This window comes from Candidatus Koribacter versatilis Ellin345 (assembly GCF_000014005.1).
GTDB lineage: Bacteria > Acidobacteriota > Terriglobia > Terriglobales > Acidobacteriaceae > Korobacter > Korobacter versatilis_A.
Map to the genome: position 1 here is coordinate 4,794,351 of NC_008009.1, position 26,785 is coordinate 4,821,135.

Sequence of the window (26,785 nt, forward strand, 5' to 3'; positions counted from 1 at the left end):
GATTGACTCTCTCCGCAACGTAGTCAATGCTGGTATGAACCTGGGAACAGTCCATGGACCGCATACTAGTTATTGAAGACGATGCCACGGTGCAGAAAGCACTGCGGCGAACATTCGAATCGGCGGGGTTCGAAGTGGTAGTCGCGCCCGACGGCGCGACAGCCGTGCAAACCTTCCAGGCGACCTCGCCGCGCGCTGTCCTGCTCGACCTGCGGCTTCCGGGAAAATCTGGGCAGGACATCTGCCGCGAGATCCGCGGTTTCTCGCCGAATGTGCCGATCCTGGTGCTAAGCGCGGCCAGCGATGTTGTGGACAAGGTGTTGCTCCTGGAACTTGGCGCCGATGACTATGTGACGAAGCCATTCAGCCCGCGCGAACTGTTGGCCCGCGTGCGAACGGCGTTGCGGCGACTGATACCCAGTATCGACAAGCAGGAAGTCTATAACTTCGACGAGATCCAGGTGGACTTCGGGAAAATGGAGCTGCTGCGTTCCGGGCAACCGGTCGCTCTGACTCCGCAGGAATTCAAAATGCTGCGGTTCTTTCTGAACAATAAAGACCGCGTGGTTTCGAGAAACGAGCTTCTGAACGAAGTTTGGGGATACCATAGTTATCCGACGACCCGCACTGTGGACACGCACATTTTGCGGCTACGCCAGAAGTTGGAACGGGATCCCGCGGACCCCATTCACTTCCGTACCGTCCACGGCACGGGCTATAAGTTCGTAGAATAAGGCTGCGTGGGGGAGCGCAAGCGCATGGGTGGGGTTCGGCTGCGGACCAAGTTCCTGATCGCCATGCTGCTCACATCCGCGGGCCTCACCATTGGCACTCTGCTGGTGGTGCAACACACGGTTGCGGTGCGAGCACGGGAAGGCATCGTCGCCGACCTCCAGAACTCCGTAGAGAACTTTCGCGCGGAACAACTAGAGCGCGAGAAGAACCTGCGCGCTTCCGCGCGACTCCTCGCCGATCTCCCGATCGTGAAAGCCCTGATGACGTCGCGCCACGCGCCCACCATTCAGGATGCTTCCGAGGAACTTTTTAAGCTTTCCGAGCGAGACCTTTTCGCCCTGGTTGATCCAACTGGCCAGGTTGTCGGCTTCCACACCAACCCTGCCGGAGTGCCGTCGGCGCCGATCCAGCACGTGCTCTCGCAACGCGCACCCACTGCAAATTCGTTCGAATGGTGGTACACCGGCGGACACTTATACGAGGTGTATCTCGAGCCGATCTATTTCGGTCCGAGCAGCAACGACACGCTGCTGGGTGTCATCGCAGTTGGATACGAAATCAATGGTCCACTGGCGCGCCAGGTCGGAAGGCTGGCTGACAGTGAAGTCGCCGTGCTTTATCGCGGAAATGTCGTCGCAAGCACGCTGAACGACCGGCCGTCGCTCGAGTTCCTGCAGCATACGGGATCGAGCAATTCCTCGCCTGCAGATGTCCTGCTGGGACAGAAGAAGTTCGTCGCTACTTCTATCCTCCTCAGCGCTGACGATTCCACGCCAGTGACGATGGTCGTGATGAAGTCCTATGACAACGCCATCTCCTTCCTGCAGCGTTTGCAGCGATTGCTTCTTGTAATTGGGATTGCCGCGGTACTTGCGGGCAGCATCCTTGTTTACTTCATCGCGCGAACCTTCACCCGTCCGCTCGAAACCCTTGCAGTAGGCGTGAGCGCTCTCGGCACCGGCGACTTCGCGTTCCCTCTGCCGGGAGGTGGTGGCGGAGAAGTGGTGAAGTTGACGCAGGCCTTCGTGGATATGCGTGACCGCCTTCGCGCGACGCAACAGAGCTTGATTGAGAGCGAGCGACTGGCGACGATCGGACGCATGGCTGGTTCGATCTCGCACGACCTGCGCCATCCGCTGACTGCCGTGCTCGCGAATGCGGAATTCCTCGCCGAAGCTAATCTCAACACGACACAACGCGAAGAGCTGTACATGGAAATCAGGGTGGCGGTGAATCGCCTGACGGATCTTGTTGACTCTCTGCTTGAACTGTCGCGTCCGGCGCAAGCGCTAACGCTCACTGAGGGACCGATCGAAGGCAGCATTTTGCGCTCGATCGAACTCATTCGGGCTCATCCCGAGTTCCATAAGGTGAGTATCGAAGTCGAGGGCGCAGCGGGAGTGGACACGCGGGTGGACGGGAGAAAGATGGAGCGCGTCTTCTACAACCTCCTGTTGAACGCATGCCAAGCGGTGCAGAGTCGCGCGGGCAAGGTCGTCATCAGCGTCACGGAGAGCTCCGCGGGAGTTGAAATCCGGGTTCGTGACAATGGACCGGGAGTGGAACCGTCGATCGCGACAAAGTTGTTTCAGCCATTCGTGAGCGTCGGCAAAGAAAACGGTACCGGACTCGGGCTGACGATCGCGCAGAAGATCGTGCAGGACCACGGCGGCTCGCTCGAAGTGGAGTGGTCGTCGCCGGGCAACACCGTGATGCGGATCGTCCTGCCGCAACCAACGCGATCAGACCGATGGCGCGCGCCCCTCGCTAAGAGTTCTTTGTAAGCCCCAAGCCCGGGCCGTTCGGCAGCACCAGCTTTCCTTTTTCAACTTTGACGCCTGTGAACGGATCGTTGGCAATGAGCAAATTGCCATCTAGATCGGCGTAGTCCACGAGTGGCGAGAGGTGAGCAGCCGCGGTCACGCTGACGGAAGTGGAAACCATGCAGCCGAGCATCGTCTTCATGCCAAGCGCTTTCGCAACGTTGATCATCTTTAGCGACTGCTGGATGCCGCCACATTTATCGAGTTTCACGTTGATGCCGTCATAAGCGTTCATCAGCCCGGGAATTGCATGCGCGTTCACGGCGGCTTCATCGGCAAGAATGGGAAGATGTACCTTGCTGCGTACCCAGCGCGTCTCTTCGATCATGTGCGCCGGCATAGGCTGCTCCACGAACTCGACACCTTGCGATTCGAGCCAGTTGATTTTGCGAACAGCTTCTTCCTTATCTGTCCAACCTTCGTTGGCATCTACGCGCAGCGGCTTCTTCGTGACACTCCGAACAGCTTCGACGGTGGCCTCGTCGGTTTTGAGGCCAACTTTGATTTTGAGGACCGGGAATTCCTCGGCCTCGCGCACCTTCTGCCGCGTAATTTCAGGAGTGTCGATTCCAATGGAAAACGTCGTGACCGGCGCGTCAGCGGCATCAAGGCCGAGCATGCGATAGATCGGCGCATTGAGGCGCTTGCCCGCCCAATCCATCAGGGCAATATCGATGGCAGCCTTCGCAGCGAAATTACCCTCCATCTTCTGCGCCAGTTCAGCCATGACTTTCTCGAAATGCCACGGATCGACGGCGTTCAGAAAGGCCATCTGCGACTCGAGGGCTTTTTGGCCAGTGGCCGCGTCCTCGCGGTATCGAACGATCGGCGCACCCTCGCCGTAGCCGACAACACCGTCGCTCGTAAAGCGGGCGTGAAGCGTGTCACGATATTCGCTGCTGGACATCGTGGTCGTCCAGGTATGGCGCAGCTTCAGCCGCTCAACACTGGTGTGCCAGTGACCGTCCGTAGATTGCGATGCCTGGGCAAGCGCAGAATTGCTCAGCAGAAGCGCTGCTCCCGCGGCGGTTGAGAGTTGCAAGAGTTCCCTACGGTTCATTTCACTCTCCTTGAGGCAACGAGCAAGTGCGTCCAGGGCTCTTCATCAATTTGGCTGATCTGCACGACGGGATGCGTATTGGTCGTGTCGTGGATGAATTCGCCATTGCCGATGTACATTCCCGTGTGGGTGATCTTCTGCGGCGAAGAACCGAAGAACAGAAGGTCCCCAGCCTGAAGATCTTTGCGATCTACGGGCATAACGCCGGTCCATGACGCTTGTACATCCGCGTCGCGCGGCATGTAGATCCCACGACTGCGCACGAGCATCTGTGTGAAGCCTGAGCAGTCATAGCCGAAACTCGAACGTCCGCCCCATAGGTACGGAATGCCCAGGAATCGCTTCGCAAGCTCGATCGACTCGGGGATGGTCAGGATCTTCGGATTCGCGCTGACATCGCCGGACTGTATCCAGCCCGTCTGCTTATCGGGCAAGCGGATTTGCAGCCAGCGTCCGTTGTCATTGCTGCCGTGACCGATGAGTTCGACCCGGCTCTCGAAGGGGAGAGTGACGATCGGCGCATGGGCGGTAACATCGGTTTCGCGATAGACGTTCGCGAAAAGACTCGTAACCTGAACGGTATCGCCGGTCGTCGCGTACGAACTATTTTTCGCATCGCGAAGGGCCCTCTTCTCGATCCATCCAGTGTACTGATCGGAAGTTTGGGCCTTAACCCACTTCCCTTTCTTCTGGAGAGTCACGACATTGCTGCCAAGAATGGCCTGGGAGACCACGTCCGAAGAAGCACTCGGTGAGGAATACATATTCGCTACCGGGACGACTACCACTCGGTCTGGAGCGGGACCTCCGCCCAGAGCGAACGCGCTCAGTGCCAGGACAAATGAGGTAAGAAGCTTACAATTGCGGGTATCCATTACACCTCCGGGTACCTGCTGCGAAAAAGTGATGTCGTGTGGCCCCTAGGAGCAGGATTTTATAGACCTCACGACGGTTCCGTGTGCATAATGCTCTGAAACATTCGTTTCTTTTTGGGAGAGGACAGGCATGAAGAGCGCCGCGAAAGTTGTCGTCGTTCCCGACCATACGTTGAGCTTCGCCGAACGCATGGAACGCCTGAGTAAAAAGCGCAGCGAACTGATCCGCCCGGTGCAGGAACGCCCGCGGGACTACGTACTCTTGAGCATCCGCGATGTGGCAGCGAAGCTGGGCACTGACCCAGCGACCGTGCTGCGCACCGTCCGTGGACTCGGCTTTGAGAGCTACCGCGAATTCAAGGCCTACCTCCACCAGCTTTCGATCGCGAGCGCGACCTCTTTGGACGGCATGCAGGCGGTGAGTAAGCCGAATTCCAGCCTGCTTTCGCAAGGCGCACGTGCGCTCGACCAGGACTTGCAGAACCTGCAGGCATTGCGCAATACGCTCGACATGAATCGCATCGTCGCAATTGCGCGTCGCGTTTATGCAGCGCGCAAAATCCTTGTCCTTGGTGGCGACCTTGCGGCGAGTCTGGCGGAGTACCTCGAGTACAACCTCACGCTGCTTGGCTTCACCGTGGTAGCAGGCATCACCCCTGGCAAGACCATCAACGCGGTCCGCAGTTTCGATCGTCATGATCTGGTGTTCGCCATCAGTTTCCGCCGTGGGTTGCGCCAGACGGTGGAAGGCATGAAGCAGGCGAGGGCCAATGGGGCGTACTGCGTAGGTATCACGGACAGCTTTGTTTCGCCGATCTGCCGCTTCTCGGACGAGTGTTTGCTCGCCTCGATTGAATCTCATCTTGGCACGTCGTATGCCGCACCGATGAGCCTGTTTAATGTCATGCTGACGATCTGCGCCCATTATCGCGAAGCCCGCACCATGAAAACCCTCAAGAAACTCGACCAGGAACAACGCCACGGTTACCGCTGGTATCCCGTCTGAAATGTTTCCGGCTTTGGCCCCATGAACGAGAATACGACAGGCGCATGAATTCTTCTACAAAATTGAAACATTTGTTGCGTTTCCAAAAAATTAGGTCGATCGACCCGGCTGGGATTGGTCCCGGAGTGTCGAAACTCAACCTCATCCGCGACGACTTTCCCGCCAACCTGCCGCCAGCAGGATCTTCCACGCCCTTGAACCTCTGCTGTTAGTTCTTCCAGTACCCGCAATTACTCTCCCGACATAGCGTTTGTCCCACAATAAAGCCAGCTTTCGGCATGCCGCGGGAGTGTGCACGGACGGTCTGACATCCCGCCTTTAGGCGCCAAAGGGGACGCGATGGGCCTTCTCTCTAAGTTCAAAATTCGTCGCAAGCTGCTGATCGCGCTCTTGCCGCTGGTCGTGATGGCAATCATCGCGGTGGCGTATTCCAGTCTCCAGCTACGACAGGTTGACAGCAGGTACAGCGAATTAGTGACAAAGGATGTGCACACCCTGCAAAACCTGATCGATGCCCGAGCCTTGTGCACGCGTTTTTGGTTGTTGCTGTATGAACAAATTGCGGCTGAGAACTCGACCGCAACGCTCGCTGAAGACGCAGAGTTCGACAAACTCGCGAACCAGGTCAGCACTTTAATCTCGGAAGCCGGCGAGCAGAGTCCGAGGTTAACCGAATCCGCAAGAAATACGACATTTCTATTCAATCAGGCCATAAACGAATCGCGCCCAGTGCGGGATTCGAACATCGCCGGTGACCACGTAAAAGCGCTGGCATTGATGCGGGACAAGACTGGGCCACGGCTCCTGGTGGCACGCGATGCTTTGGAATCACTGATCGCATTGCAGTCGAAAGCGCTCGACGAGGAGTCCGCCGCACTGACCGTGGAGACAAACCACACGATTCTGATCGTGTGGGCCTTCATGGGGCTGGGAATCGTGGCGACTTTTGGTTTCTCGTTAGTCGTCATTCAACGCGAAGTCGTCGATGTCATATTGTCTTTCCGTGACCGTGTACTCGATGTCGCAGAGAACCGACTTGACCAGAAGATCGAGGGCCTCGCGCTACCGAATGAGATCGGCGAAATGAGTCGGGCGCTGCATTCGCTTCAAACCGCCGCGAAGGAGCGTGAGACACAGCGTTGGCTGAAATCCGAAGTTGCGACCACGATTGAAAGTCTGCAAAAGTCCGAGAGCCACGAAGCCTTCGCTCGGACGCTGCTCTCGCGTATTTCAGAGTCGGTTGGCATCGTTTATGGCGCCGCGTATTTCCTGGACCGCGCTCGACAACGCTACGTCCGCTCGGCAACCTTTGCTTTCGACGGGTCCGGTGGCTCAAACGAATTTGCGGCAGGGGAAGGGCTGGCCGGACAGGCTGTGGCCGAAAAAAGAGCACTGCAAATCCACCTCTCCGAACAGAACGAACTGAGTATCCCCGCTGGGATCGGCGTCGTTCGCCCGGCGCAACTGTGGTTCGTACCCATAACCACGAGCGACGAAGTGATTGGAGTCGTGGAATTAGCCAGCGCGGGAACACTGACGGCCGAACAGATTGAGCTTCTTCATGCTCTCCTGCCCGCAATCGCTTTGAACCTCGAGATCCTGAATGCCAATCTTGCAACGAGGAAACTGCTTGAACGGACTCAACAGCAGGCCATAGAGATTGCCGAGACGGAAGAGAAGTCGCGGCTAATTCTGGGGTCCGTGGACGAAGGCATCGCGGGAATGGACGCCAAGGGATACATCACGTTCATCAATCCGGCGGGTGCTGACATGCTGGGCTATGACCAAGCCGGAATCGTCGGCGCGCACCTGCACTCGACAATCCACTACGCACACTCCGATGGGTCGCCGTATTCGCGGGACGACTGTCCCATGTACAGAACGGCGATCACGGGAGAAGCGTGCGCCGTTGACGACGAAGTGCTGTGGCGTAAAGACGGTGGGGCGTTCCCCGCGGAATATGCAGCCACTCCTGTTCTGAAGGACGGCCGGGCTGTCGGCACCGTTGTCGCATTCCGCGACATCACTGAGCGCAAGAAGAACGAAGCCGAGTTGCGACGCGCCCGTGAGGCGGCCGAGGACGCGACGCGAACCAAAAGCGACTTCCTGGCGAACATGAGCCATGAGATCCGCACGCCAATGAATGCGATTATTGGCATGTCGCACCTCGCGCTGAAAACGAATCTTTCCCCGCAACAACGCGATTATTTGAACAAGATTCAGATCTCCAGCCATCACTTGCTCGGCGTGATCAATGACATCCTCGATTTCTCGAAGATCGAGGCAGGCAAGTTGAACGTGGAAAGCATCGACTTCAGCCTGGAGAAGGTGCTGGAGACATTGGCAAATCTCATCGGGGAGAAGGCCTCAGCGAAGGGCCTCGAACTGATCTTTGATATTTCGCCGGATGTGCCTCACAACTTAATTGGCGACCCACTTCGTCTTGGGCAAATCCTCACCAACTACGCCAGCAATGCGGTGAAATTCACTGAGCACGGTGAGATCGTAATTGGCGCCAAGGTGCAGGAGAGAACTGACGACGAGGTGCTGCTCTATTTCGCGGTGCGTGATACAGGCTTGGGGCTGACCGCTGAGCAGAAGGCTCGACTATTTCAGTCATTCCAGCAAGCCGATACCTCCACCACTCGCAAACACGGTGGAACTGGCCTGGGACTGGCGATCTCGAAACAGCTCTCTGCCTTAATGCACGGCGAAGTGGGCGTAGAGAGTGAGCCTGGCAAGGGCAGCACGTTCTGGTTCACTGCAAGGATGGGCATCGGGCAGAGCAAAGCCGACAAGTACCTTCCCGTCTCAGACCTGCGGGGCCGTCGCGTGCTCGTTGTGGACGACAACGAGTCCGCACGCAAGGTGCTGGACGAGATGCTGTCGAGCATGACTTTCCAGGTCACCACCGCGAACGGCGGGCACGAAGCAATTGACCAGGTACGGCAGGCAGCGCAAGCAGAGTCGCCCTACGACATTGCATTCCTCGATTGGCGTATGCCGGGCATGGATGGAATCGAGACAGCGAAGGCAATTCGCGGACTTGGACTCGAACGTTCACCGAGGATGGTGATGGTGACTGCATACGGCCGCGAAGAGGTGATGCGCGGCGCAGCGGAGGCTGGCATCGAGGATGTCCTGATTAAGCCCGTCGGGGCTTCCCTTCTCTTCGACACAATCATGGCGGTGTTGGGTGGCTCGAGGCAGGAGGACCGGCAATCCGAAGGTTCGGACAACGCTATCGCTGCGCACTTGGCCGACTTGAAAGGCGCGGTCGTGTTGTTGGCCGAGGACAACGAATTTAACCAACAAGTGGCCACCGGATTACTCAACGAGGTTGGGGTCAACGTCGAGATTGCGGGTGATGGCAAACAAGCTCTCGCCCGGCTCGCCGAGCGAACCTACGACGCCGTTCTGATGGACATGCAGATGCCGGAAATGGATGGACTCGCGGCTACCCGCGAAATCCGTAAGCAAGCGCGTTTCAAAGATCTGCCAATCATCGCCATGACGGCGAACGCAATGGAGCAGGACAAGGAACGCTGCATTGCCGCCGGCATGAACGATCACATCGCGAAGCCGATTGATCCTGATCACCTGTTCAACACTCTCCTGAAATGGATCAAGCCAAGGTCTCAGGCGGCGCCGGAAGCCAAGGCGACTGCCGTAAAACCTCCCGCAGTTGCGGTCGCTCTTCCAACCATCGAGGGGCTTGATACCGCGCAAGGTCTCCAGAGGGTAATGGGAAATAAAACTCTCTATACCGGACTGTTGCAGAGGTACATCACCAATCAGAAGAGCGTCTGCGCTGAACTTCGTGCGGCGCTGGCTGCTGGAGATCGCCAAACCGCAGAGCGCATTGCGCACACCGCGAAATCGGTCAATGGGAACATCGGCGCAGGACAGTTGCAGGAGCTGGCGGCCGAAATGGAGAACATGATCCGTTCAGGTGCCGATGTCCCGACCGTAGGAGAAAGAGTCAGCGTCTTCGCCGAAATTCAGCAGAAGCTTATCTCGGCTCTTTCGGCGGCATTCCCGGCAGAAGAAAGCGTCGTTCAGAGTGCGCCTGTGGATGCCGCTAAGCTCGCGGCTGTTTCGCAAGAACTTCTGAGATTGCTGAAGGACGATGACTCCGCTTCCACCGATCTTTTGCAGGAACATCGCGATCTCCTGCGGTCCGCTTATCCGGAACACTTCCGCACAATTGAGAACAGTATTCGGGCCTTCAATTTCGAGGCAGGACTCGCAGCGTTGACGAAAGCTATGGAATCGCTGCCACAAGGTGAGACACATGGACAATCCGCAGGAACAACATAAGTCCACGGTTCTGGTAGTTGACGATACCCCAGACAATCTCGCCCTTGTGGGCGGGCTGCTGAAGGACCTGTACCGTGTCAAAGTGGCGAACGGCGGAGCGCGGGCGCTGAAGATCGCGCAGGCGGACAATCCGCCCGACCTCATCCTGCTCGACATCATGATGCCGGAGATGGATGGCTACGAAGTATGCCGGCAGCTCAAAGCGGATCCGCACACCCGCGGCATCCCTGTGATTTTCTTGACCGCAAAATCACAGGTCGAAGATGAGCAGATGGGGTTCGAACTAGGTGCAGTGGATTACATCACGAAGCCGCTCAGTCCGCCGATCGTCATGGCGCGAGTGAAAACCCACCTCACGCTGAAGGCCGCAGCAGACTTCCTGCGCGACCAGAACGACTTCCTCGAAAAAGAAGTGGAAAAGCGAACCCGTGAGGTGGTTGCCGTACAGGATGTAACCATCTTCGTGATGGCGTCGCTAGCAGAAACGCGCGACACCGATACGGGCAACCATATCCGTCGAACCCAGCACTACGTGAGGCTTCTGGCCGAACACCTGAAAAACCATCCACGCTTTTCCGGATATCTCGACGACCGCAGTATCAATGTCTTGTTCAAATCGGCGCCGCTGCACGACATCGGGAAAGTAGGGATTCCGGACAGCATACTGCTAAAGCCGGGTAAATTGACTCCGGAAGAATTTGAGATCATGAAGACCCACACGACGCTGGGCCACGACGCCATCGCGCATGCGGAAAAATCCCTTGGCATGGACGTCGCGTTTTTGCACACTGCGAAAGAGATCGCCCTCTCGCATCAGGAAAAGTGGGATGGCACAGGATATCCGGAAGGATTGTCGGGCGACGATATTCCGATCGCAGCGCGCCTGATGGCTGTCGCCGACGTCTACGACGCCCTCAAGTGTCGCCGCGCCTACAAAGAACCAATGGCGCACGAGAAGATCATCACAATCATGAAGGAAGGCAGGGGGCTGCACTTCGATTCCGATATCGTGGACGCCTTTCTTGAAATCAACGAAAAGTTCGAGGAAGTTGCCGGCAAATTCGCGGACTAAATAAGCGGGCGCCCGCATTGCGCGAGACGCCCGCGAAGTCTTGTCGCTTAGAACGTAGCCGATTGTTTCTGCGGAAGGTCTTGCGACGATCCGCCGACCATAAAGCTATAGCTGCCCGGAACCAGCTTCCATCCGTTCGACGCTTCATCGAAGACCGATAGATATTTCGCTGGCACGGTTACGCTCACTTCCTTCGATTCACCCGCATTAAGATGGACTTTGGTGAAGCCCACCAAACGCTTCGGAGGCTCCTGCGCTTCCGCCGGAAGCGATGCGTAGACTTGCGCGATCTCGTCGCCCCCTCGCTTTCCGGTATTTTTCACCGTGAAGCTCACAGTTGTCGTCTTCCCGCTGGAAACCTTCAATCCGCTGTACTGATACGTGGTGTAGGAGAGCCCGAAGCCAAACGGGAACAGGACCGGCTTCTTCTCGGCGTCATACCACTTGTACCCGACTTTTACGCCCTCGTCGTATGTCGCTGTGACCGTAGCCTTCGCGAGTTCGGGGTGCATATAGGTTTCCATTGGATTCGGGTTCGGGGGAGGCACCGCGAGCTTCGGATGCGGCACGTCTTCTACGCTGCGCGGGAAAGTCATCGGCAGCTTTCCGGAGGGATTCACATCGCCGAACAAAATGTTCGCGACGGCGTCGGCACCCTTGCTGCCTCCGTACCAGGCTTCCACTACGCCGCTGACTTTATCGAGCCACGGCATGGTGACCGCAGTACCGGATTCTAGAACAACAATCGTCCGCGGATTTGCAGCGGCAACGCGCTCGATCAGTTCATCCTGGCCGAAAGGCAGTGTCAGATCAGGCAGGTCCATGCCTTCACTGATCCATTGATGTACAAACACGATCGCGATGTCGGACTGCTTGGCAAGCGCGGCGGCTTTGCTCTTGTCCGAGCCGGAGCGCCAGTCAACTTTCGCATTCGGTAGCTTGGCTTGCACAGCCTTCAGCGGCGAGGTTGGGAACCAGACATGGGCTTGCCACTCATGCGACGGACCCGGAGGATCCACCTGCGCGGAGCCACCACCAGAGATCATTCCGAAATCGGCCTTCTCTCCGATAATTGCGACAGACTTGATCGAGTCTTTGTCGAGCGGAAGAATGTTGTTGCCATTCTTTAGAAGAACGATGCTCCCCTCTTCGATCTTGCGCGCGGTTTCGAGACCTGCTTCAACATCAACGACAGCTTTCACAACCGGATTGTCGACGATGCCTGACGCAAACTCGGTGCGCAGAATGCGCCGAACATGGTCGTCGAGTTCCGACATTGGGATTTTGCCCGAGTCGAGACCGGCCTTGAATTTGTCGGAATAGAAAATGCCGAATGGCTGTTCGTTGTCTAGGCCGGCAGCGGACGATTCGATCGTGCTGTGGGTGGCCCCCCAATCGGAAACTACGAAGCCCTTAAAGTTCCAGTCCTTCTTCAAAACATCGGTAAGCAGATACTTGTTCTGGCAAGCGTACGTGCCGTTCACCAGGTTGTACGAGCACATCACTGCGCCCGGCTGTCCGATCTCGATACCGATTTCAAACGCGAGAAGGTCGGTCTCGCGCATCGCGCGCTTGCTGATCACGACGTCAACTTCCGTTCGACCGCTCTCCTGGTCGTTGACGGCATAGTGCTTCGTGTCGCCGATGACGTGCTGCGCCTGCTCACACTTGATCCGATTGCCAACCAAAGTTCCAGCGAGAATCGGGTCTTCGCCCATGTATTCGAAGGTGCGGCCGTTGCGCGGTTCGCGGGTGATGTTCACCCCTCCGCCGAGTGTCATGTTGTAGCCCTGCGCGCGCAGTTCACGACCGATGAGTGCGCCATACTCGCACGCGGCCTGCGGGTCCCAACTCGCGGCTGAGCCCAGGTTCGACGGTAACGCTGTGGAATACCGGCCATTCTTTGCGCTGCTACGAACGCCATACGCCGCATCGCTCATCTGGATGAGCGGGATTCCAAGCCGTTCCACACCGAGGACGAATCCGGCGCCGCCATTTCCGAGCGCCTTGTTCGGCATCGGAATCCCGAACTCTGCCATTTCTTCCATGCCCTGGCCGTGGATGAGGTTGATCTTCTCGTCTACAGTCATTTCCTTCAGCACGAGTTCGGCGCGCTCATCGGCGGATTTGTTTTTGTCCATCCAGGGCTTCTTCATGAGTTCGGCCCTGGGATCCGGGCGCTGCGCAGAACCAAACATTGACAGCGCTAAAGTGGTGGCAAGAAATACGCGAGAAATCTTCATAGGTGGGGACTCCGTAGCGGATCGCGATTGGGGTCGCGGTGCGCTAGCAAATCGTTATTCTAAACGCCGCGGAGTAGGGTACATGAGAGATCGGCACCGAGCAACACCGATCCATAATCTATGTAAGAGAGGGGATCTCGAAAATATCGCTGGTTTCTACGCGGGGATCGGGGAACAAAATTCTCGTCCCTCAAGAACCAGTTTCGCGGCAGTCACGAGGTCCTGATACATCCGCAGCTTCGAAACGCACCCTAGCACCCCGGTGTTGCGAGCGAGGTCTCGAAGGTCAGCGCTATACTCCACGCTCAGAAATACGATCCGCACGTCCTGCTCAGATTTCGCGAGTTCTCGCGCCGCCGCAAAACCGTCGAGTACGGGCATGGAAACGTCCAGCACAACCAGGTCCGGTCGCAGTCGGCGATACTCCGAAATTGCGTCTAACCCGTTGCTCGCAAAACCTACAACTTCAAAATGCGGTCCCAGCAAATCTGCAATTGATTCCAGGAACTGTTTGTTGTCGTCCACAACCAAGACCCGAGCCTTCACTGCGTGGTACCTCCGTCTAAAAGAACCCGCTCGCCGGCCATAAGTTTTGGATGACAGTTATGGCAGGAAGGTGGCAGCCCGGTTGGCCGCTGCCAGAGCTACTTCGAGCTACAATGTTGCCAGCCAAAACTCAATTGAATCGTCCAAGTGACGGTTTCGACCCCCTCAAAACTGATCCTTTTTCGGCGGCGGTACAAAATGTCTCACCTGCCAAAATCTCGAGCGCCCAATCTAAAAAAAGCACTCCGCGATCCGCGCCACGCCGAAAAGGTTCCTGATGTGACGGAGTTAATGAAGGCGCAGGAGGAACTGAAGAGCCTCAGCCAAAAGTTGATTACGGCACACGAAGAAGAGCGTAGCTATCTCGCCCGCGAGTTGCACGACGACACGAGTCAAAGACTGGCTCTGCTGGCAATCCAACTAGAAGCGCTAGCCATGAACCTGCCTCAAAAAAAGGCAACTCTCAGAGCGGCGTTAATGGACATGCACAAGAGTGTCACCGATCTTGCTGCGGACATTCACGCGCTCTCGCGCCAACTGCATCCGTCCGTTCTCGATCGCCTGGGAGCTGTAGCTGCGATACGCGGCCTCTGTGACCAGGTTCGTGCGCAGCGTGGTATCTCGGTAACGTTTTCCGGCGCGGATATTTCGGACGCTCTTCCGAGAGAATCGGCTTTGTGCCTGTACCGGATCGCGGAAGAAGCCATTACCAACGCGATAAAACATGGAAGCGCAACGGAACTCGTGGTTGAACTGTCTCAGAGATCGAACGCAGTCGTTCTTACGATTCGCGACAACGGCAGTGGTTTCGATCTTAGAGCGCAGTCCGAAGGACTCGGGTTTCTGAGTATGCGCGAGCGCTTGCGACTGGCATCGGGATCGCTTTTGGTTCGATCGGCGTCGGGCGAAGGCACCGCTATCGAAGCTTCTATTCCGTTGTCCCGTTGATTCGCAGGCAAGAAAAAAGGGTAACCCAACGGATTACCCGAAGATGAGCTGCGTGCATCCGACTCGCTGTCTCTGTATCCCAACATTCCTTACGAAATGAGGAGCACGCGACGTGGCGGGAAGCTACGTCGCGGGCTTGGGGGTTATGCGTCCATTTCGGGTTCGCTCAATTGTTTTGCAGCTTAGACGTTCCGAAATCGCATTAAAACTGGCAGAAATACTAGACTGGATCAGAAACCCTTCAGGGAATTTTCTTCACGCCGAGCAACAATATCGTTTCACGATGTAGCACCGCGAGTGTTCGCGATCTCGGCAACTGACATTTTTGCCAGTACATGAACGTGCCTCTGGAACATAGATTGACAGCGTTCCGAATCGTGAAACCGATGCCACCTCGCGCACGCATCATCATTGCCGATGACCACACGCTCGTCGCGGAAGCATGTAAGAAGTTGCTTGAAGGCGACTACGACGTGGTGGCAGTGGTGCGTGATGGCAGGGCGCTCGTGCACTCTGCGTCACAACTGCAACCGAACGTTGTCGTCATCGACATCAACATGCCGCTCTTGAACGGGTTGGACGCCGGCCAGCAAATTAAGAAAGCATCTCCCGCCGTGCAACTGGTGTTTCTCACGATGAGCGAGGAACCCGAACTCGTGAAGGAAGCGTTTCGCTGTGGTGCATCCGCGTACGTCGTAAAGACGGGTGCGGCTGCTGAACTGGTCACCGCTGTCCAGGAAGTTCTTTCCGGACACACCTACCTCTCCCCATCGCTGGCGCGCGAGAGCGCAGCTTCACCCACTCGTCCCGGATTTGGGATCGATTCCGATGTACCGCTCACCGAGCGTCAGCGCGAGGTTTTGCAACTCCTGGCGGAAGGCCGGTCGATGAAGGAAGTCGGGGCCATTTTAAAGCTCACGACACGCACCGTCGCCTTTCATAAATACCGTATTATGAAGGCGGTACATGCCCGCAACAACGCCGAGCTGGTGCGCTACGCGATCAAGAAGCACATTCTTCCCGCTTAGTGCCGACTGTAAAAGTTGCCAGTATCTGCAATCACCGACAGTTTCTTAGCATTCGTGCTGAAATGGCATTGCGCCTTGCCGTGGCGCGCCGTCACAGTTCGCTTGAATACCCTTGAGGAGAGACTATGCGTAAACGCTTCATGCTGCACTTCGTGTTGATCATGATGATCACATTCTGGCTGAGTTGCACGAAAAAGCCGGATGACAATTTGATTAAGAGCGATATTCAAAACAAGGTCAATGCCGACGCGGACTTAGCGGACTTAAAGGATAATGGCCTCGAAGTCGATTCAGCCGAGGGAAAGGTCACCATCCACGGCACTGTCGAAACCGAAGCAGAGCGGATCAAAGCCAAAACTCTCGCGAAGGCCGAGCCGGGTGTGGTCTCCGTCGAAGATGAGATCATCGTAGACCCTTCGGCGGAAACGCTGGCTGCAAGTCAACCGCTAGCGGCTGCAGGAACCGCTCCGGCCGGCACTGCACCGGCAGCAGGCGGCTCGTCCGCAGCAGCGCCAGAGCCCGCGCCTGAACCGGCAAAGTCCGAACCGGAGCCGCCTCCGCCGCCGAAACCGGTTGTATTGCCTGCTGGAACGATTTTCAACGTTCGTTTAGGGGAGCCCTTGAGTTCGAAAAACGCTCAACCGGGACAGACCTTCGCGGCGAGTATGGCGAACCCAATTACAGTCGGCGGGAGAACCGTGATCCCTTCAGGATCGAGCGCTCAGGGGGTGGTTCGTGACGCGAAGAAGGCCGGCAAGTTCAAGGGCGGCGCAGTTCTCACCCTTGATCTCACTGCCCTTACCATCAAGGGTCACACATACAACATCAACACAGTGGACTTGTCCCGGGCCACGAAGGGAAAAGGTAAGCGCACCGCGGGCGTCGTGGCCGGAGGCGCCGGGGCAGGTGCCGCGATCGGCGGACTTGCTGGCGGCGGCAAAGGCGCCGGAATCGGGGCGTTGGTGGGAGTGACTGCCGGAACGATTGGTGCAGCAACGACCGGCAACGATCGCGATATCCAACTTGCATCGGAGGCGGTAGTCAGCTTCGAGCTTGAGGAGCCTCTCACACTGAAGCCCGAATAAATTGAAGGGACAGTTACCGAGCGGTCGTGAGGGCCAGCCTCCGACCGCTTTTCTCTTCATCCTCTAGAAGACCCGTTAGCGCTGGATGACGCCCTGCGATCGGGATCCAAATATTTCACCAACAACACCTCATTCCCCTTTTCGCTGTAGATCAGCTCATCCACCATGCTTTGCGACAGCAGGATACCGAGGCCGCCAGGTCTTAAGGACTGTTCTTCCCGCGCCAACAGATGACGGGTGGGATCCTCGGGAGGATTGTTAACCGCGGCGTGTTTCAATTCTTCAAGCGAAAATCCCGCGCCAGGGTCTTTCACCCGACACGCAACGGCGCGGCGGCCTCGCAAGTAGGAAATCTCAACATATTGTTGCGGATCGAAGTGGCCGCCGTGTTCCATCGCGTTGAGAAGCATCTCGCGAAATGCATACGCGACGTCTTCCTTCTCCGGCGGATCAAGGTCCACCATCTCCTGGAAGAATTGCAACAGCCTCTCCGCAGTCCGGCGATCGCAGCGTGCGGCGAGTTTCACCCACGCCGGAGTGGCGGAGATCACTTCGATTCCGTCGTCCCAGCATTCTCCATCCGCTGCAATCTGAATCATCTCAGCGAGGGACGTGGGCTCAAAGGGCGCGGTAAAGCAGCCAAATGCGTGTTCGCGTAGCGAAGCAATGACATCTTCAGGAGTGCTCCCGCTGGCCAGAATGATCATCCGCGTGTGTAGTCGAATCCGCCGGATCTGCCGCAGAAGGTCGATATCAGTAGCGGCACTGGTGTTCTCACCGGTGATGATCAGATCGAATGCGCTGCCGCTTGCCGCGGTTTGGGCCTCGAGATTCGTCGCGACTCGAACAATCTGCCAGCCTGACATGGACGCACGAATCTGGCCGACCAGATCGGAATCCGGCCCGATGATCATCGCCCTGCGGATCGACTCCATGGGGACGACTTCAGAGGCTCGTCATGCGGTTGCGAACTGCGTATTTCACGAGATCGGCGTTGTTCTTCGTGCCAAGAACTTCCATGATGCGGTACTTGTGGAACGCAACCGTACGCGTAGTCATGTTGAGGATCGCCGCAACTTCCTTCATCCCCTTACCTTCTGCGAGCAGTTGTAGTACCTCGCGCTGCCGGTCCGTGAGCTTATGGGTTTCGTCCACAAGCTTCTTGTGCTGCCAGAGCGAAAGATCAATCATTTCCCGCGGAATCGTAGGCGAAACGTAGGTTTTACCGCGGAGGACCTCGCGTACCGAGGCGACTACCTCCGAGGCGGCTGATGTCTTCACAAGGTAGGCGGAAGCGCCACGCCGAAACGCTTCGGCGGCGATATCCGGATCCGGATTCATTGTCAGAAATATGATCTTGACCGTCGGCAGCTTCTGCTTGACCTGTTGTGCCGCGTCAAGGCCATTGAGTAGCGGCATGCCGACGTCGGCAATGATGACATCTGGCTTCAGTTCCACGGCCGCGCGCACCAAAGCCCTGCCATCGGTTGCAATGCCTACAACTTCGTATTCCGTTTCGAGAAGTTTCTTGCAGAGTTCTGCCACCAGATTGTGGTCATCAGCCAAAAGTATTCGGGTGCGGTTCATCCGGATCTCCTCGAGGGAAAGGTCGTCGTAGGGGCCTGTACCGGGCAGGTTGGAACCCATCCTTGGGACGTGGGTCGCAACTCGCACGTGTCTCAGTCCGTCACTAATGCCGGACCAAAGCGACACCTCAGCCCAATGAACTTATCTGCTGAATCGGGACAGAGTGTATCCATTCAGAGTATGAGAGTCCTGCGCATTGGCCAACTACATAAAGTGACAGGGGTACCCCCTGTCCTTTCGAACAGGGTCACGGTTGGCTAAAAGATACGTCCTATGCGGTAGAAGAACCTGCGGTGCCCAGTTGCCCCGTAACTGTAACCGGCCTCCACGGGGCCGAACAGGCTGTCAACGACCAGAGCGGCAGCAAAATCAGTCGGGATACTTGAGGTGCCCGGTTGGGTGTAAAAGACTTTCCCGACTTCATAAGTCCCGATTACAGAAATATCTTTCCCGAACATCGGGGGCAGATACCAGAGCGGGTGAATATACCCTGCCTTGAACAGATAGAACTGTTGCGTCAGTAATTCGTTCTGGCCGTACGCCAAAAGGTCCCGGCTTCCGCCAAGCGAAAAGGGTGGAACGCCAGTCTGCGTATACCCAAAGGTCGATCCGGCGAACCCGGTTGTGAAGACAGAGGATTTCTTGGAAATCGGAACGAACCACGTATAGCGCGTCTGCACCCCCGGGTAATTCTCGGTGGCGCCAGGAGACGCGTCACGGAAGAAACTGGTGAAGTTCAAATCGAAGCCGCGGGTTGGTATAACGGGCTCGTCGCGCCCGATGTGATTGAACTGCAAGGTTGTGGTGCCCATTCTTCCTTCGAGGGTTCCAAACAGTGCAGTCCCCACGGCAGGTGTTAAGCGCCGATACGCGGCCTCATACCCGACGCGCAATTCGTCTTTCCGGCTGAACATGTACCCGAGATCGAGCCCTCCTCCCAGATCTCGATCGCGGTATTCGGCAGTCAAGGTCGAGTAATGGTAGTAGTCCTGCGCACGATTGAATGCGAATGCGTAGGGAGCAACGAAGAAGCGGCTCTCAGCGACAGGGTGGAAGTACTCGGTATGAACTCCGTACTCTGAGCCGAATTCGATGTCGTTACGCCACTCAGACCCGAACCCGCCGACGTCGAGAAGCGTGATCCTTCCGCCGAAGATGAATTGGGGGCGGTCGTAGTTGGTACCGTCAATATCCAGCAGAGGACGGACGATCGGCGGCGAATACTCTTTCTCATCCGCGCGAATCATCAACCCTTGCTGGCCATTTTTTTCGACCATGTAATAGCCCAAGCGGTCGAAGCGACCCACACCCGTGAGGTAATTAAGATCGGTATCTATTCGCGCCGTATCCACGGGCTTGCCGACGTCATCGGCTAGGCGGTGCTCAATTTCCTTCGCGAGTTTCGGCTTGGTGCCAGTCACCTCGACAAACTGTGGCACAGGAGCCGTTTGCTTACGCGACGCCCGTTGCGACACATACGCCTGCCAGGTGGCGTCATCAACGCTGAACCGGCTCAGGATGGCGGCCTTGCTCGCGGCTGCCTCGTACCCGAGCTTGATAATTTCTTCACCCTTGCTGAAGTTCATGCCGCCGAATCCGGCGAGTGGGACTGTCACCAGGACGTCTGCTTTTTCCATGCTGCGCAACTCATTGGCAGCAATCATCACCGCGAGTGATTCTCCCAGCACGCCGAACGACGAAAGATGATCTGTCGCTTTCATCGGCTTAACTTCCAGATGGACGGCGATCACGATGTCTGCGCCGAGTTGTTTCGTGATATCAACCGGCAGGTTCTCCAACAGCGCGCCATCCACAAGCACTTGGCTGTCCGTCCGTACTGGGTTGAACACACCCGGCATTGACATGGTGGAGCGGAGAGCCTGGCCGAGAGATCCTTCGCGAAAAACGTGTTGCTTCTTGCTAACGAGGTCGGTTGCGACGCACGCAAACGGAATGGGCAGATCATCAAACGACTTCATCTCCGAGTACGGCAGCGCGATTTGATCCAGGATGAGCCCAACCTGGTGGCCGGAGTTGAAACCTTCAGGAAAGCGGACTCCATCGCGAATGCCGAACTCCAGGCGGTTCGGATACTGGGTTGCGTCCTCCTTCCGCCGATAGGTCAGATTCTGGTATTCGGTCTGACCGGCTAGAACATCGTCCCAGTTGATCTTGCTGATGAACGCCTTCATCTCTTCCGGCGAATTTCCCGTCGCGTACATGCCACCGACAAGGCCGCCCATGCTGGTTCCGGCGACGTAATAGATGGGAATGTGGTGCTCTTCCATCCACTGCAGTACGCCGATGTGAGCCAGACCAAGCGCAGCTCCGCCCTCAAGCGCAACCCCGACGCGCGGCGCTGGGGCTGCACTCCCCGGTTGAACTGCACCTGACGTTGAGGGAATCGAAATGAGAACACTTAAAAGAACAATCCAGCAGCAAAAGCGACGTAGAGACATGCGTCAAACCTTGGCGGCCGGGCACCGCGGAATGGACACTCCCGGTATCACCACTTTTGCGGCTCCGTACACAAACAACAACTGGGACAATTGACAGGCCGGACGTGGTTTATACCGAAGCCGATGTCGTCGCGGGACTCACGGGCGGTTCCGATGTGCCCAAAGCGCTTCGCCGCCATAACACTACGCTGCCGCAAACTCCGGCAACCAGCGAGGCCGCGAGTGTCCCGATCTTCGACATGTCGAGGAGATTTCCGTAGCCGAATGCCAGCGATGCGATGAATAGCGACATCGTAAAGCCTATGCCGCATATCCAGCTGGCACCGAAAATCTGCCACCACGAGAGTTCGGGCGGAGCATTCGCAACTCGGCTTTTTACCGCAAGCCACGCGAACAGCCAAATGCCGAGCGGCTTTCCAAGAAACAAGCCTAGTGCAACGCCAATGCTCACTGGATGCTTGACCGCAACACCGATGTTTCCGATGAACCGCACACCTGCGTTCGAGAACGCGAACAGCGGCATGATCAAGAAGCTCACCCAAGGTTGCAGCCCGTGTTCGAGGCGATGCAACGGCGACTCGATCATGTCGCACTGATGCTGGAGTGTGTGAATCGCTGTGTGCGACTCAAAAGAGTGCGGCTCTGACTTCTCAAACCTCTCTAGAAGCCAACGTCCTCTCTTCACAAAGAAATCGCGGTCAAGGTAGTTGCGTGCAGGAATCGTGAACGCAAGCAACACGCCGGCCACGGTCGCGTGCACACCGGACTTCAACACCGCGGCCCAAATGCAAACTCCTATCAGGGCATATACCGAGGGCTTGCTGATTCCGAGCAGATTGAAACCGAAAGCAATTCCGACGCCCCCCAATGCGACGAGCAGACTAACCAGGTGAATTTCGTGCGTATAGAACAGCGCGATCACCAGCACTGCAATAATGTCGTCCACAATCGCCAATGCCGTGACGAAGACCCGCAACGAAGGCGGGATACGATTCCCCAGCAGAATCAGCACGCCCAGAGCAAACGCGATGTCGGTGGCCATCGGAATTCCCCAGCCTTTTTGCGCCACGCCACCGCCTACACATAACAGATAAATCACGGCGGGAACGACTGTGCCTCCGACGGCAGCGATCAACGGGAATGCAGCGTTGCGCAGAGATGTCAATTCGCCGATCAGCACCTCGCGCTTAATTTCCAATCCGACGAGGAAGAAGAAGATCGACATCAGACCATCGTTGATCCAATGATGCCGGCTCTCGGTCAACAGGAAGTTACCGACGCCTGCCACCATCGGCACGTCCCAGATCGCGTCGTAGCTGGATTTCCACGGAGAATTCGCCCACACCAACGCCGCCGCGGTGCTCACGATCAGCAGAATTCCACTCGCCGCTTCCATCCGGGCAAAACGAACGAACGGACTAATCAGCACTTCAATAGGGAGAGCCTTGCTCGCACGCGAATCGAAGGCTTCGGACATATCGATTGGTTACATCACCGCAACGTTGCGAAGCGACTGTTACTTCTATCAGTGTGCGGATGTGCCTTCGCCTCCTAAGCTTACGGCGTCCATTACTTTCCGGGTGTGAGCCCTTTCTCAGGAGTACACCGATGTCACTCGAACCTGAGCGTTCCATTCGTCTCGCTCGCGAAATTCAACCATTCAGAAAAGCCGCACTCACGCGGCTGGGCTTCGGTGCGGCAATCCCGACTCTATTGCTGGTGCTCACTCTCGGGTGCGACAAGAAAGAGGAGGCAGTTGCTCCGCCTCCACCCGACGTGCAAGTGACCGGCGTCGTGCAGCAGGACGTGCCCCTGTATGGCGAGTGGGTCGCCACCCTCGATGGTTTTGTGAACGCACAGATCGCGCCACAAGTCAGCGGCTACCTGATGAAACAGAACTACCGAGAGGGTTCGGTGGTGAAAAAAGGCGACGTGCTCTTCGAGATCGACCCACGGCCCTTTGAAGCCGCGCTCGACCAGGCAAAGGGCAATTTCGCCGAAACCCAAGCCAAGCTCGGCAAGACTGAGCTCGACGTAAAGCGCGACACGCCACTGGCGGCGCAGAGCGCGATTCCGCAAGCGCAACTCGACAACGACATTCAAGCGAACGAAGCCGCGAAAGCCATGATCGTGGCGTCGCAAGCACAAGTGCAGCAAGCGGAGTTGAACGTCGGCTTCACCAAAGTCCGCTCGCTGGTGGACGGAATCGCCGGACTCGCAAAAGGACAGATTGGCGACCTCGTCGGCCCGACAACGATCCTCACCACCGTTTCGCAAGTTTCGCCGATCAAGGCTTACGTCTCGATCAGTGAGCAGGAATACCTTCGCGCCGCGCAAAGAATCAGCATGGTGTCTTCCGGACAACTCAGCCTCGACAAGATGCCGAGGAACCTCGAACTGATCCTCTCCGATGGCACGACCTACAAATACAAGGGCTACTTCGTGGTTGCCGATCGCCAGGTTGATCTCAAGACCGGCACGATTCGTCTCGCCGCTGCTTTCGACAATCCAGAAGGCATCCTTCGGCCAGGACAATTCGCGCGCCTACGCGTTGAAACCCGTGTTGCGAAGGACGCGCTCCTCGTCCCGCAGCGCGCGGTCGTCGAGACCCAGGGCTCGTACAGCGTCGTCGTTGTCGGTTCCGACAGCAAGGCAAGCATTCGCCCGGTAAAGACCGGCGAGCGCGTCGGCGAGTTGTGGATCATCACCGAGGGCCTCAAGCCAGGCGAACAGGTCATCGTCGAAGGCATGCAGAAAGCGAAGGAAGGCAGCCCGGTCAAAGCGGTACAGGCGCAAGCGGAACCCACCAAGGCCCAAGGAGACTAATCCATGGCAAATTTCTTCATTAGAAGGCCGATTGTGGCCATGGTGATCGCCATTCTTATGGTGATCATCGGCGTGGTCTCCATGCTCCGCCTGCCCACCGCCCAATTCCCCGACATCGCGCCGCCGGAAGTTCAAGTGAAAGCTACCTATCCGGGCGCCGATGCAGAAACCGTTGAACAGGCAGTCGCAACCCCGATCGAGCAGCAGATGAGCGGCGTGGACAACATGAACTACATGTTCTCCACTAACGCAAACAATGGCGCGACGACCTTGACCGTCAACTTCGACATCAAGACCGATCCCAGCACCGACCAGATTCTGTCGCAGATGCGCACCAACCAGGCCAACTCTCAGTTACCTGCGGACGTCGTGAACTTCGGTGTCACCGTGCAAAAGTCCACGATGGCGCCTTTGATGCTCATCACGCTGTATTCGCCCAAGGGCACCTACGACAACATCTTCCTGGCGAACTACTCCTACATCAACTTGAACGATCAGTTGACCCGCGTGCCCGGTATCGCGAGCGTTACCGTATTCGGCGCCGGCCAGTACGCGATGCGCGTGTGGGTGAAGCCAGACACGTTGGCGAAGTTAAGCGTGACTGTGCCGGAGATCATCAAGGTCATCCAGGCGCAGAACACCGTGAACCCAGCCGGCCAGATCGGCGGCGAGCCGGTGCCGCAAGGACAAGACTTCACCTACAACGTCCGTGCGAAAGGCCGCCTTCCTTCGGCGGAAGAATTCGAACAAATTGTCGTTCGTGCCAATCCTGATGGTTCGATCCTTCGTCTGAAAGATGTCGCTCGAATCGAACTCGGCGCACAGAACTACAACATCATCGGACGCTACAGCGGCAAGCCCGCGGCTGTGGTCGCTGTCTATCAGCTACCCGGATCGAACGCAGTAAAAGCCGCAGCCGGCGTGCGGGCCTTGATGGAAGAAGCCAAGACTCGCTTCCCGCAGGACCTGGATTACGACATCGCGCTCGACACGACCGTTGCGGTCACCGAAGGCCTCAAGGAGATTCAGCACACCCTCGCTGAAGCCATCGTCCTCGTGATCCTCGTTGTGTACATCTTCCTGCAAGGCTGGCGCACCACGCTGATCCCCCTGCTCGCCGTGCCGGTTTCTCTCGTCGGCACTTTCGTCGTCTTCCCCTTGCTGGGATTTTCCATCAACACTCTCTCCCTCTTCGGACTGGTGCTGGCCATCGGCATCGTCGTGGACGATGCCATCGTCGTAGTGGAAGCCGTCGAGCACCACATCGAACATGGCCTCTCTCCAAAAGATGCCGCCTACAAGGCGATGGAGGAAGTCTCCGGCCCGGTCGTCGCCATCGCGCTGATTCTGGCCGCCGTCTTCGTGCCCACCGCCTTCATCCCCGGCATCACCGGCCGCCTCTACCAGCAGTTCGCAATCACTATCGCGATTTCCGTGATCTTCTCCGCGTTCAACGCTCTCTCGCTCAGCCCAGCGCTGGCCGCCCTTTTGCTGAAACCGAAGAAAGAAGCACGCGGACCGCTCGGTGCGTTCTTCCGCTGGTTCAACAAGTGGTTTGGCAGAGCCACAGACGGTTACGTCAGCATTTGCGGGGGGATGATTCGCAAAGCCGCACTTAGCATGATCCTCCTCGCGGGTCTTACCGTGCTCGCCGGCTGGTTCGGCAAGAACCTGCCGAAGAGCTTCCTGCCCGACGAAGACCAGGGCTACGTGTTCGCGGGGTTGCAGCTGCCAAACGCTGCTTCTCTCCAGCGCAACAGCGACGCCGCCAAGAAGATCGAGGAAATGATCCTCAAGACTCCTGGCGTGCACTCCGTGACGACCGTCGCCGGATACAGCATGTTGAGCGGCGTGCAGGCCACGTACAGCACCTTCTTCTGGATCACTCTCAAAGAGTGGAGCGAACGCAAAACTCCGGAAGAGTCGTATGAGGGAATCAAGAAGCACCTCAACAAGGAGTTGGCGTCGGTAACGGAAGGTGTTGCGTTCTCGTTCCCGCCGCCTGCGATTCCCGGTGTAGGAGCTTCCGGCGGATTCACCTTCTTGCTCGAAGACCGCGCCGGCAAAGATGTCGCATTCCTCAGCCAGAACCTGCAAAAGTTCATGGCCGCTGCCAGGAAACGTCCTGAGATCGCCGGAATCTCCACAACGGCGTTGCTCTCGGTGCCCCAGGTTTATGTTGACGTCGATCGCCCGAGGGTGATCGCACAAGGCGTTCAACTCAATGACGTTTACCGCACCATGCAGACCTTTATGGGCGGCACACTCGTCAATTACTTCAACCGATTCGGCCGCCAGTGGCAGGTCTACGTGCAAGCCGAAGGCGATTACCGTACTAAGGCCGAAAACGTTGGCCAGTTCTACGTGAACAACAACGATGGCCAATCCGTACCGCTGAGTGCCGTCACTAGTATCAAGCGAACCTCCGGTCCCGAGTTCACTATGCGCTACAACTTGTACCGGTGCGTTCAGATCAATGGAAATGCGGCGCCCGGCTACAGTTCGGAACAGGCAATTCAGGCACTTGAAGAGACCTTCAAGGAAAGCATGCCCAGCGAGATGGGCTTCGACTACATGGGTATGTCGTACCAGGAAAAGAAAGCTGCGGAAGGCGTACCGGCTTCTGCAATCTTCGGCATGTCGCTGCTGTTCGTGTTCCTCATCCTCGCCGCGCAATATGAAAGCTGGTCTCTGCCTTTCAGCGTACTGCTGGGCACGCCGATCGCCGTGGCCGGCGCATTCGCGTTCCTCTATTTCCGCGGAATGGAAAACAACATCTACGTGCAGATCGGCCTCGTCATGCTCATCGGACTTGCTGCGAAGAACGCGATTCTTATCGTGGAATTCGCGAAAATGGAATACGACAAGGGCAAGTCTGCGGAGGAAGCAGCACTTATCGCAGCTAAGCTCCGTCTGCGACCGATTCTCATGACGGCGTTCGCCTTCATTCTCGGTTGCGTTCCTCTGTGGGCGGCTTCCGGCGCCGGCGCCATTTCCCGTCGCGTCCTCGGAACCGCGGTGATTGGAGGAATGATGGCAGCGTCCCTGCTCGCGATCTTCCTCATTCCGGTCAGCTTCGACGTCGTCGAACGTTTGTCGCACATGGGAGGCAGTAAACATCCGCCATCGAATGAAGGCGCAGAGACCACCGTCGCAGGCGGAGGGCACTGAC

General features: G+C 57.2%; 18 protein-coding genes. 10 read left to right on the forward strand and 8 right to left on the reverse strand.

The window, feature by feature from the left end; all coding sequences use genetic code 11:
- Positions 1–53 precede the first annotated feature (53 nt).
- Together ACID345_RS21045 and ACID345_RS21050 are read left to right on the forward strand one after the other, a co-directional pair.
- On the forward strand, positions 54–734 hold the full coding sequence (locus ACID345_RS21045) for a response regulator transcription factor (protein ID WP_011524853.1): 681 nt from the start codon (positions 54–56) through the stop codon (positions 732–734).
- Positions 735–758: 24 nt separating this feature from the next.
- Positions 759–2,519, forward strand: coding sequence for a sensor histidine kinase (locus tag ACID345_RS21050; protein WP_011524854.1), 1,761 nt, complete (start codon positions 759–761; stop codon positions 2,517–2,519).
- Here ACID345_RS21050 and ACID345_RS21055 read toward each other — a convergent pair.
- Positions 2,503–3,618 carry a dipeptide epimerase gene (locus ACID345_RS21055; RefSeq protein WP_011524855.1) on the reverse strand — a complete coding sequence of 372 codons (1,116 nt, stop codon included), beginning with the start codon at positions 3,616–3,618 and terminating at the stop codon, positions 2,503–2,505. The two genes, ACID345_RS21050 and ACID345_RS21055, sit on opposite strands and share 17 nt — an antisense overlap.
- A complete protein-coding gene (locus ACID345_RS21060; protein WP_011524856.1) occupies positions 3,615–4,493 on the reverse strand; it encodes a C40 family peptidase in 879 nt (292 codons plus the stop codon). Before ACID345_RS21060 ends, ACID345_RS21055 begins: the two co-directional genes overlap by 4 nt.
- A gap of 130 nt (positions 4,494–4,623) precedes the next feature.
- Between ACID345_RS21060 and ACID345_RS21065 the strand changes: the two genes are divergently transcribed.
- From ACID345_RS21065 to ACID345_RS21075, 3 genes are all read left to right on the forward strand, one after another.
- Complete coding sequence (locus ACID345_RS21065; protein ID WP_011524857.1) at positions 4,624–5,499, forward strand: MurR/RpiR family transcriptional regulator; 876 nt, start codon at positions 4,624–4,626, stop codon at positions 5,497–5,499.
- Between the two features lie 339 nt (positions 5,500–5,838).
- Positions 5,839–9,819: a response regulator gene (locus ACID345_RS25950; RefSeq protein WP_011524858.1), complete on the forward strand. Its 3,981-nt coding sequence runs from the start codon at positions 5,839–5,841 to the stop codon at positions 9,817–9,819.
- On the forward strand, positions 9,794–10,891 hold the full coding sequence (locus tag ACID345_RS21075) for a response regulator (protein ID WP_011524859.1): 1,098 nt from the start codon (positions 9,794–9,796) through the stop codon (positions 10,889–10,891). The genes ACID345_RS25950 and ACID345_RS21075 overlap by 26 nt, the downstream gene beginning before the upstream one ends.
- 47 nt (positions 10,892–10,938) lie before the next feature.
- On the opposite strand, the gene ACID345_RS21080 is transcribed toward ACID345_RS21075, so the two are convergent.
- The gene (locus ACID345_RS21080; protein ID WP_011524860.1) at positions 10,939–13,134 is read right to left on the reverse strand and encodes a beta-glucosidase; all 2,196 of its coding nucleotides are present in this window, start codon (positions 13,132–13,134) and stop codon (positions 10,939–10,941) included.
- A 156-nt stretch (positions 13,135–13,290) separates the two neighbouring features.
- Positions 13,291–13,680, reverse strand: coding sequence for a response regulator transcription factor (locus ACID345_RS21085; protein ID WP_011524861.1), 390 nt, complete (start codon positions 13,678–13,680; stop codon positions 13,291–13,293).
- A gap of 198 nt (positions 13,681–13,878) precedes the next feature.
- Between ACID345_RS21085 and ACID345_RS21090 the strand changes: the two genes are divergently transcribed.
- From ACID345_RS21090 to ACID345_RS25955, 3 genes are all read left to right on the forward strand, one after another.
- Positions 13,879–14,628 (forward strand): sensor histidine kinase, encoded by a 750-nt coding sequence (locus ACID345_RS21090; RefSeq protein ID WP_011524862.1) that lies wholly within the window; start codon positions 13,879–13,881, stop codon positions 14,626–14,628.
- Between the two features lie 386 nt (positions 14,629–15,014).
- On the forward strand, positions 15,015–15,656 hold the full coding sequence (locus ACID345_RS21095; protein WP_011524863.1) for a response regulator: 642 nt from the start codon (positions 15,015–15,017) through the stop codon (positions 15,654–15,656).
- A 125-nt stretch (positions 15,657–15,781) separates the two neighbouring features.
- Complete coding sequence (locus tag ACID345_RS25955; protein ID WP_011524864.1) at positions 15,782–16,741, forward strand: BON domain-containing protein; 960 nt, start codon at positions 15,782–15,784, stop codon at positions 16,739–16,741.
- Between the two features lie 56 nt (positions 16,742–16,797).
- On the opposite strand, the gene ACID345_RS21105 is transcribed toward ACID345_RS25955, so the two are convergent.
- From ACID345_RS21105 to nhaA, 4 genes are all read right to left on the reverse strand, one after another.
- Entirely contained in the window at positions 16,798–17,676 is an 879-nt protein-coding gene (locus ACID345_RS21105) for an ATP-binding response regulator (RefSeq protein ID WP_011524865.1), read from the reverse strand.
- Between the two features lie 10 nt (positions 17,677–17,686).
- Positions 17,687–18,328, reverse strand: coding sequence for a response regulator (locus tag ACID345_RS21110; protein ID WP_041857044.1), 642 nt, complete (start codon positions 18,326–18,328; stop codon positions 17,687–17,689).
- A 257-nt stretch (positions 18,329–18,585) separates the two neighbouring features.
- The gene (locus ACID345_RS21115; RefSeq protein WP_011524867.1) at positions 18,586–20,787 is read right to left on the reverse strand and encodes a patatin-like phospholipase family protein; all 2,202 of its coding nucleotides are present in this window, start codon (positions 20,785–20,787) and stop codon (positions 18,586–18,588) included.
- 109 nt (positions 20,788–20,896) lie between these two features.
- Complete coding sequence (gene nhaA, locus ACID345_RS21120; RefSeq protein WP_011524868.1) at positions 20,897–22,264, reverse strand: Na+/H+ antiporter NhaA; 1,368 nt, start codon at positions 22,262–22,264, stop codon at positions 20,897–20,899.
- Positions 22,265–22,395: 131 nt separating this feature from the next.
- On the opposite strand from nhaA, the gene ACID345_RS21125 reads away from it, so the two are divergent.
- Together ACID345_RS21125 and ACID345_RS21130 are read left to right on the forward strand one after the other, a co-directional pair.
- Positions 22,396–23,613 (forward strand): efflux RND transporter periplasmic adaptor subunit, encoded by a 1,218-nt coding sequence (locus tag ACID345_RS21125; protein WP_011524869.1) that lies wholly within the window; start codon positions 22,396–22,398, stop codon positions 23,611–23,613.
- 3 nt (positions 23,614–23,616) lie between these two features.
- The gene (locus tag ACID345_RS21130) at positions 23,617–26,784 is read left to right on the forward strand and encodes an efflux RND transporter permease subunit (protein WP_011524870.1); all 3,168 of its coding nucleotides are present in this window, start codon (positions 23,617–23,619) and stop codon (positions 26,782–26,784) included.
- Position 26,785 lies beyond the last annotated feature (1 nt).

What these genes read in the sequence shown, in the direction of transcription:
- ACID345_RS21045 (WP_011524853.1), top strand. Translation starts at nt 54, where the DNA reads ATGGACCGCATACTAGTTATTGAAGACGATGCCACGGTGCAGAAAGCA.
- ACID345_RS21050 (WP_011524854.1), top strand. Translation starts at nt 759, where the DNA reads ATGGGTGGGGTTCGGCTGCGGACCAAGTTCCTGATCGCCATGCTGCTC.
- ACID345_RS21055 (WP_011524855.1), bottom strand. Translation starts at nt 3,618, where the DNA reads ATGAACCGTAGGGAACTCTTGCAACTCTCAACCGCCGCGGGAGCAGCG.
- ACID345_RS21060 (WP_011524856.1), bottom strand. Translation starts at nt 4,493, where the DNA reads ATGGATACCCGCAATTGTAAGCTTCTTACCTCATTTGTCCTGGCACTG.
- ACID345_RS21065 (WP_011524857.1), top strand. Translation starts at nt 4,624, where the DNA reads ATGAAGAGCGCCGCGAAAGTTGTCGTCGTTCCCGACCATACGTTGAGC.
- ACID345_RS25950 (WP_011524858.1), top strand. Translation starts at nt 5,839, where the DNA reads ATGGGCCTTCTCTCTAAGTTCAAAATTCGTCGCAAGCTGCTGATCGCG.
- ACID345_RS21075 (WP_011524859.1), top strand. Translation starts at nt 9,794, where the DNA reads ATGGACAATCCGCAGGAACAACATAAGTCCACGGTTCTGGTAGTTGAC.
- ACID345_RS21080 (WP_011524860.1), bottom strand. Translation starts at nt 13,134, where the DNA reads ATGAAGATTTCTCGCGTATTTCTTGCCACCACTTTAGCGCTGTCAATG.
- ACID345_RS21090 (WP_011524862.1), top strand. Translation starts at nt 13,879, where the DNA reads ATGTCTCACCTGCCAAAATCTCGAGCGCCCAATCTAAAAAAAGCACTC.
- ACID345_RS21095 (WP_011524863.1), top strand. Translation starts at nt 15,015, where the DNA reads ATGCCACCTCGCGCACGCATCATCATTGCCGATGACCACACGCTCGTC.
- ACID345_RS25955 (WP_011524864.1), top strand. Translation starts at nt 15,782, where the DNA reads ATGCGTAAACGCTTCATGCTGCACTTCGTGTTGATCATGATGATCACA.
- ACID345_RS21105 (WP_011524865.1), bottom strand. Translation starts at nt 17,676, where the DNA reads ATGGAGTCGATCCGCAGGGCGATGATCATCGGGCCGGATTCCGATCTG.
- ACID345_RS21110 (WP_041857044.1), bottom strand. Translation starts at nt 18,328, where the DNA reads ATGAACCGCACCCGAATACTTTTGGCTGATGACCACAATCTGGTGGCA.
- ACID345_RS21115 (WP_011524867.1), bottom strand. Translation starts at nt 20,787, where the DNA reads ATGTCTCTACGTCGCTTTTGCTGCTGGATTGTTCTTTTAAGTGTTCTC.
- nhaA (WP_011524868.1), bottom strand. Translation starts at nt 22,264, where the DNA reads ATGTCCGAAGCCTTCGATTCGCGTGCGAGCAAGGCTCTCCCTATTGAA.
- ACID345_RS21125 (WP_011524869.1), top strand. Translation starts at nt 22,396, where the DNA reads ATGTCACTCGAACCTGAGCGTTCCATTCGTCTCGCTCGCGAAATTCAA.
- ACID345_RS21130 (WP_011524870.1), top strand. Translation starts at nt 23,617, where the DNA reads ATGGCAAATTTCTTCATTAGAAGGCCGATTGTGGCCATGGTGATCGCC.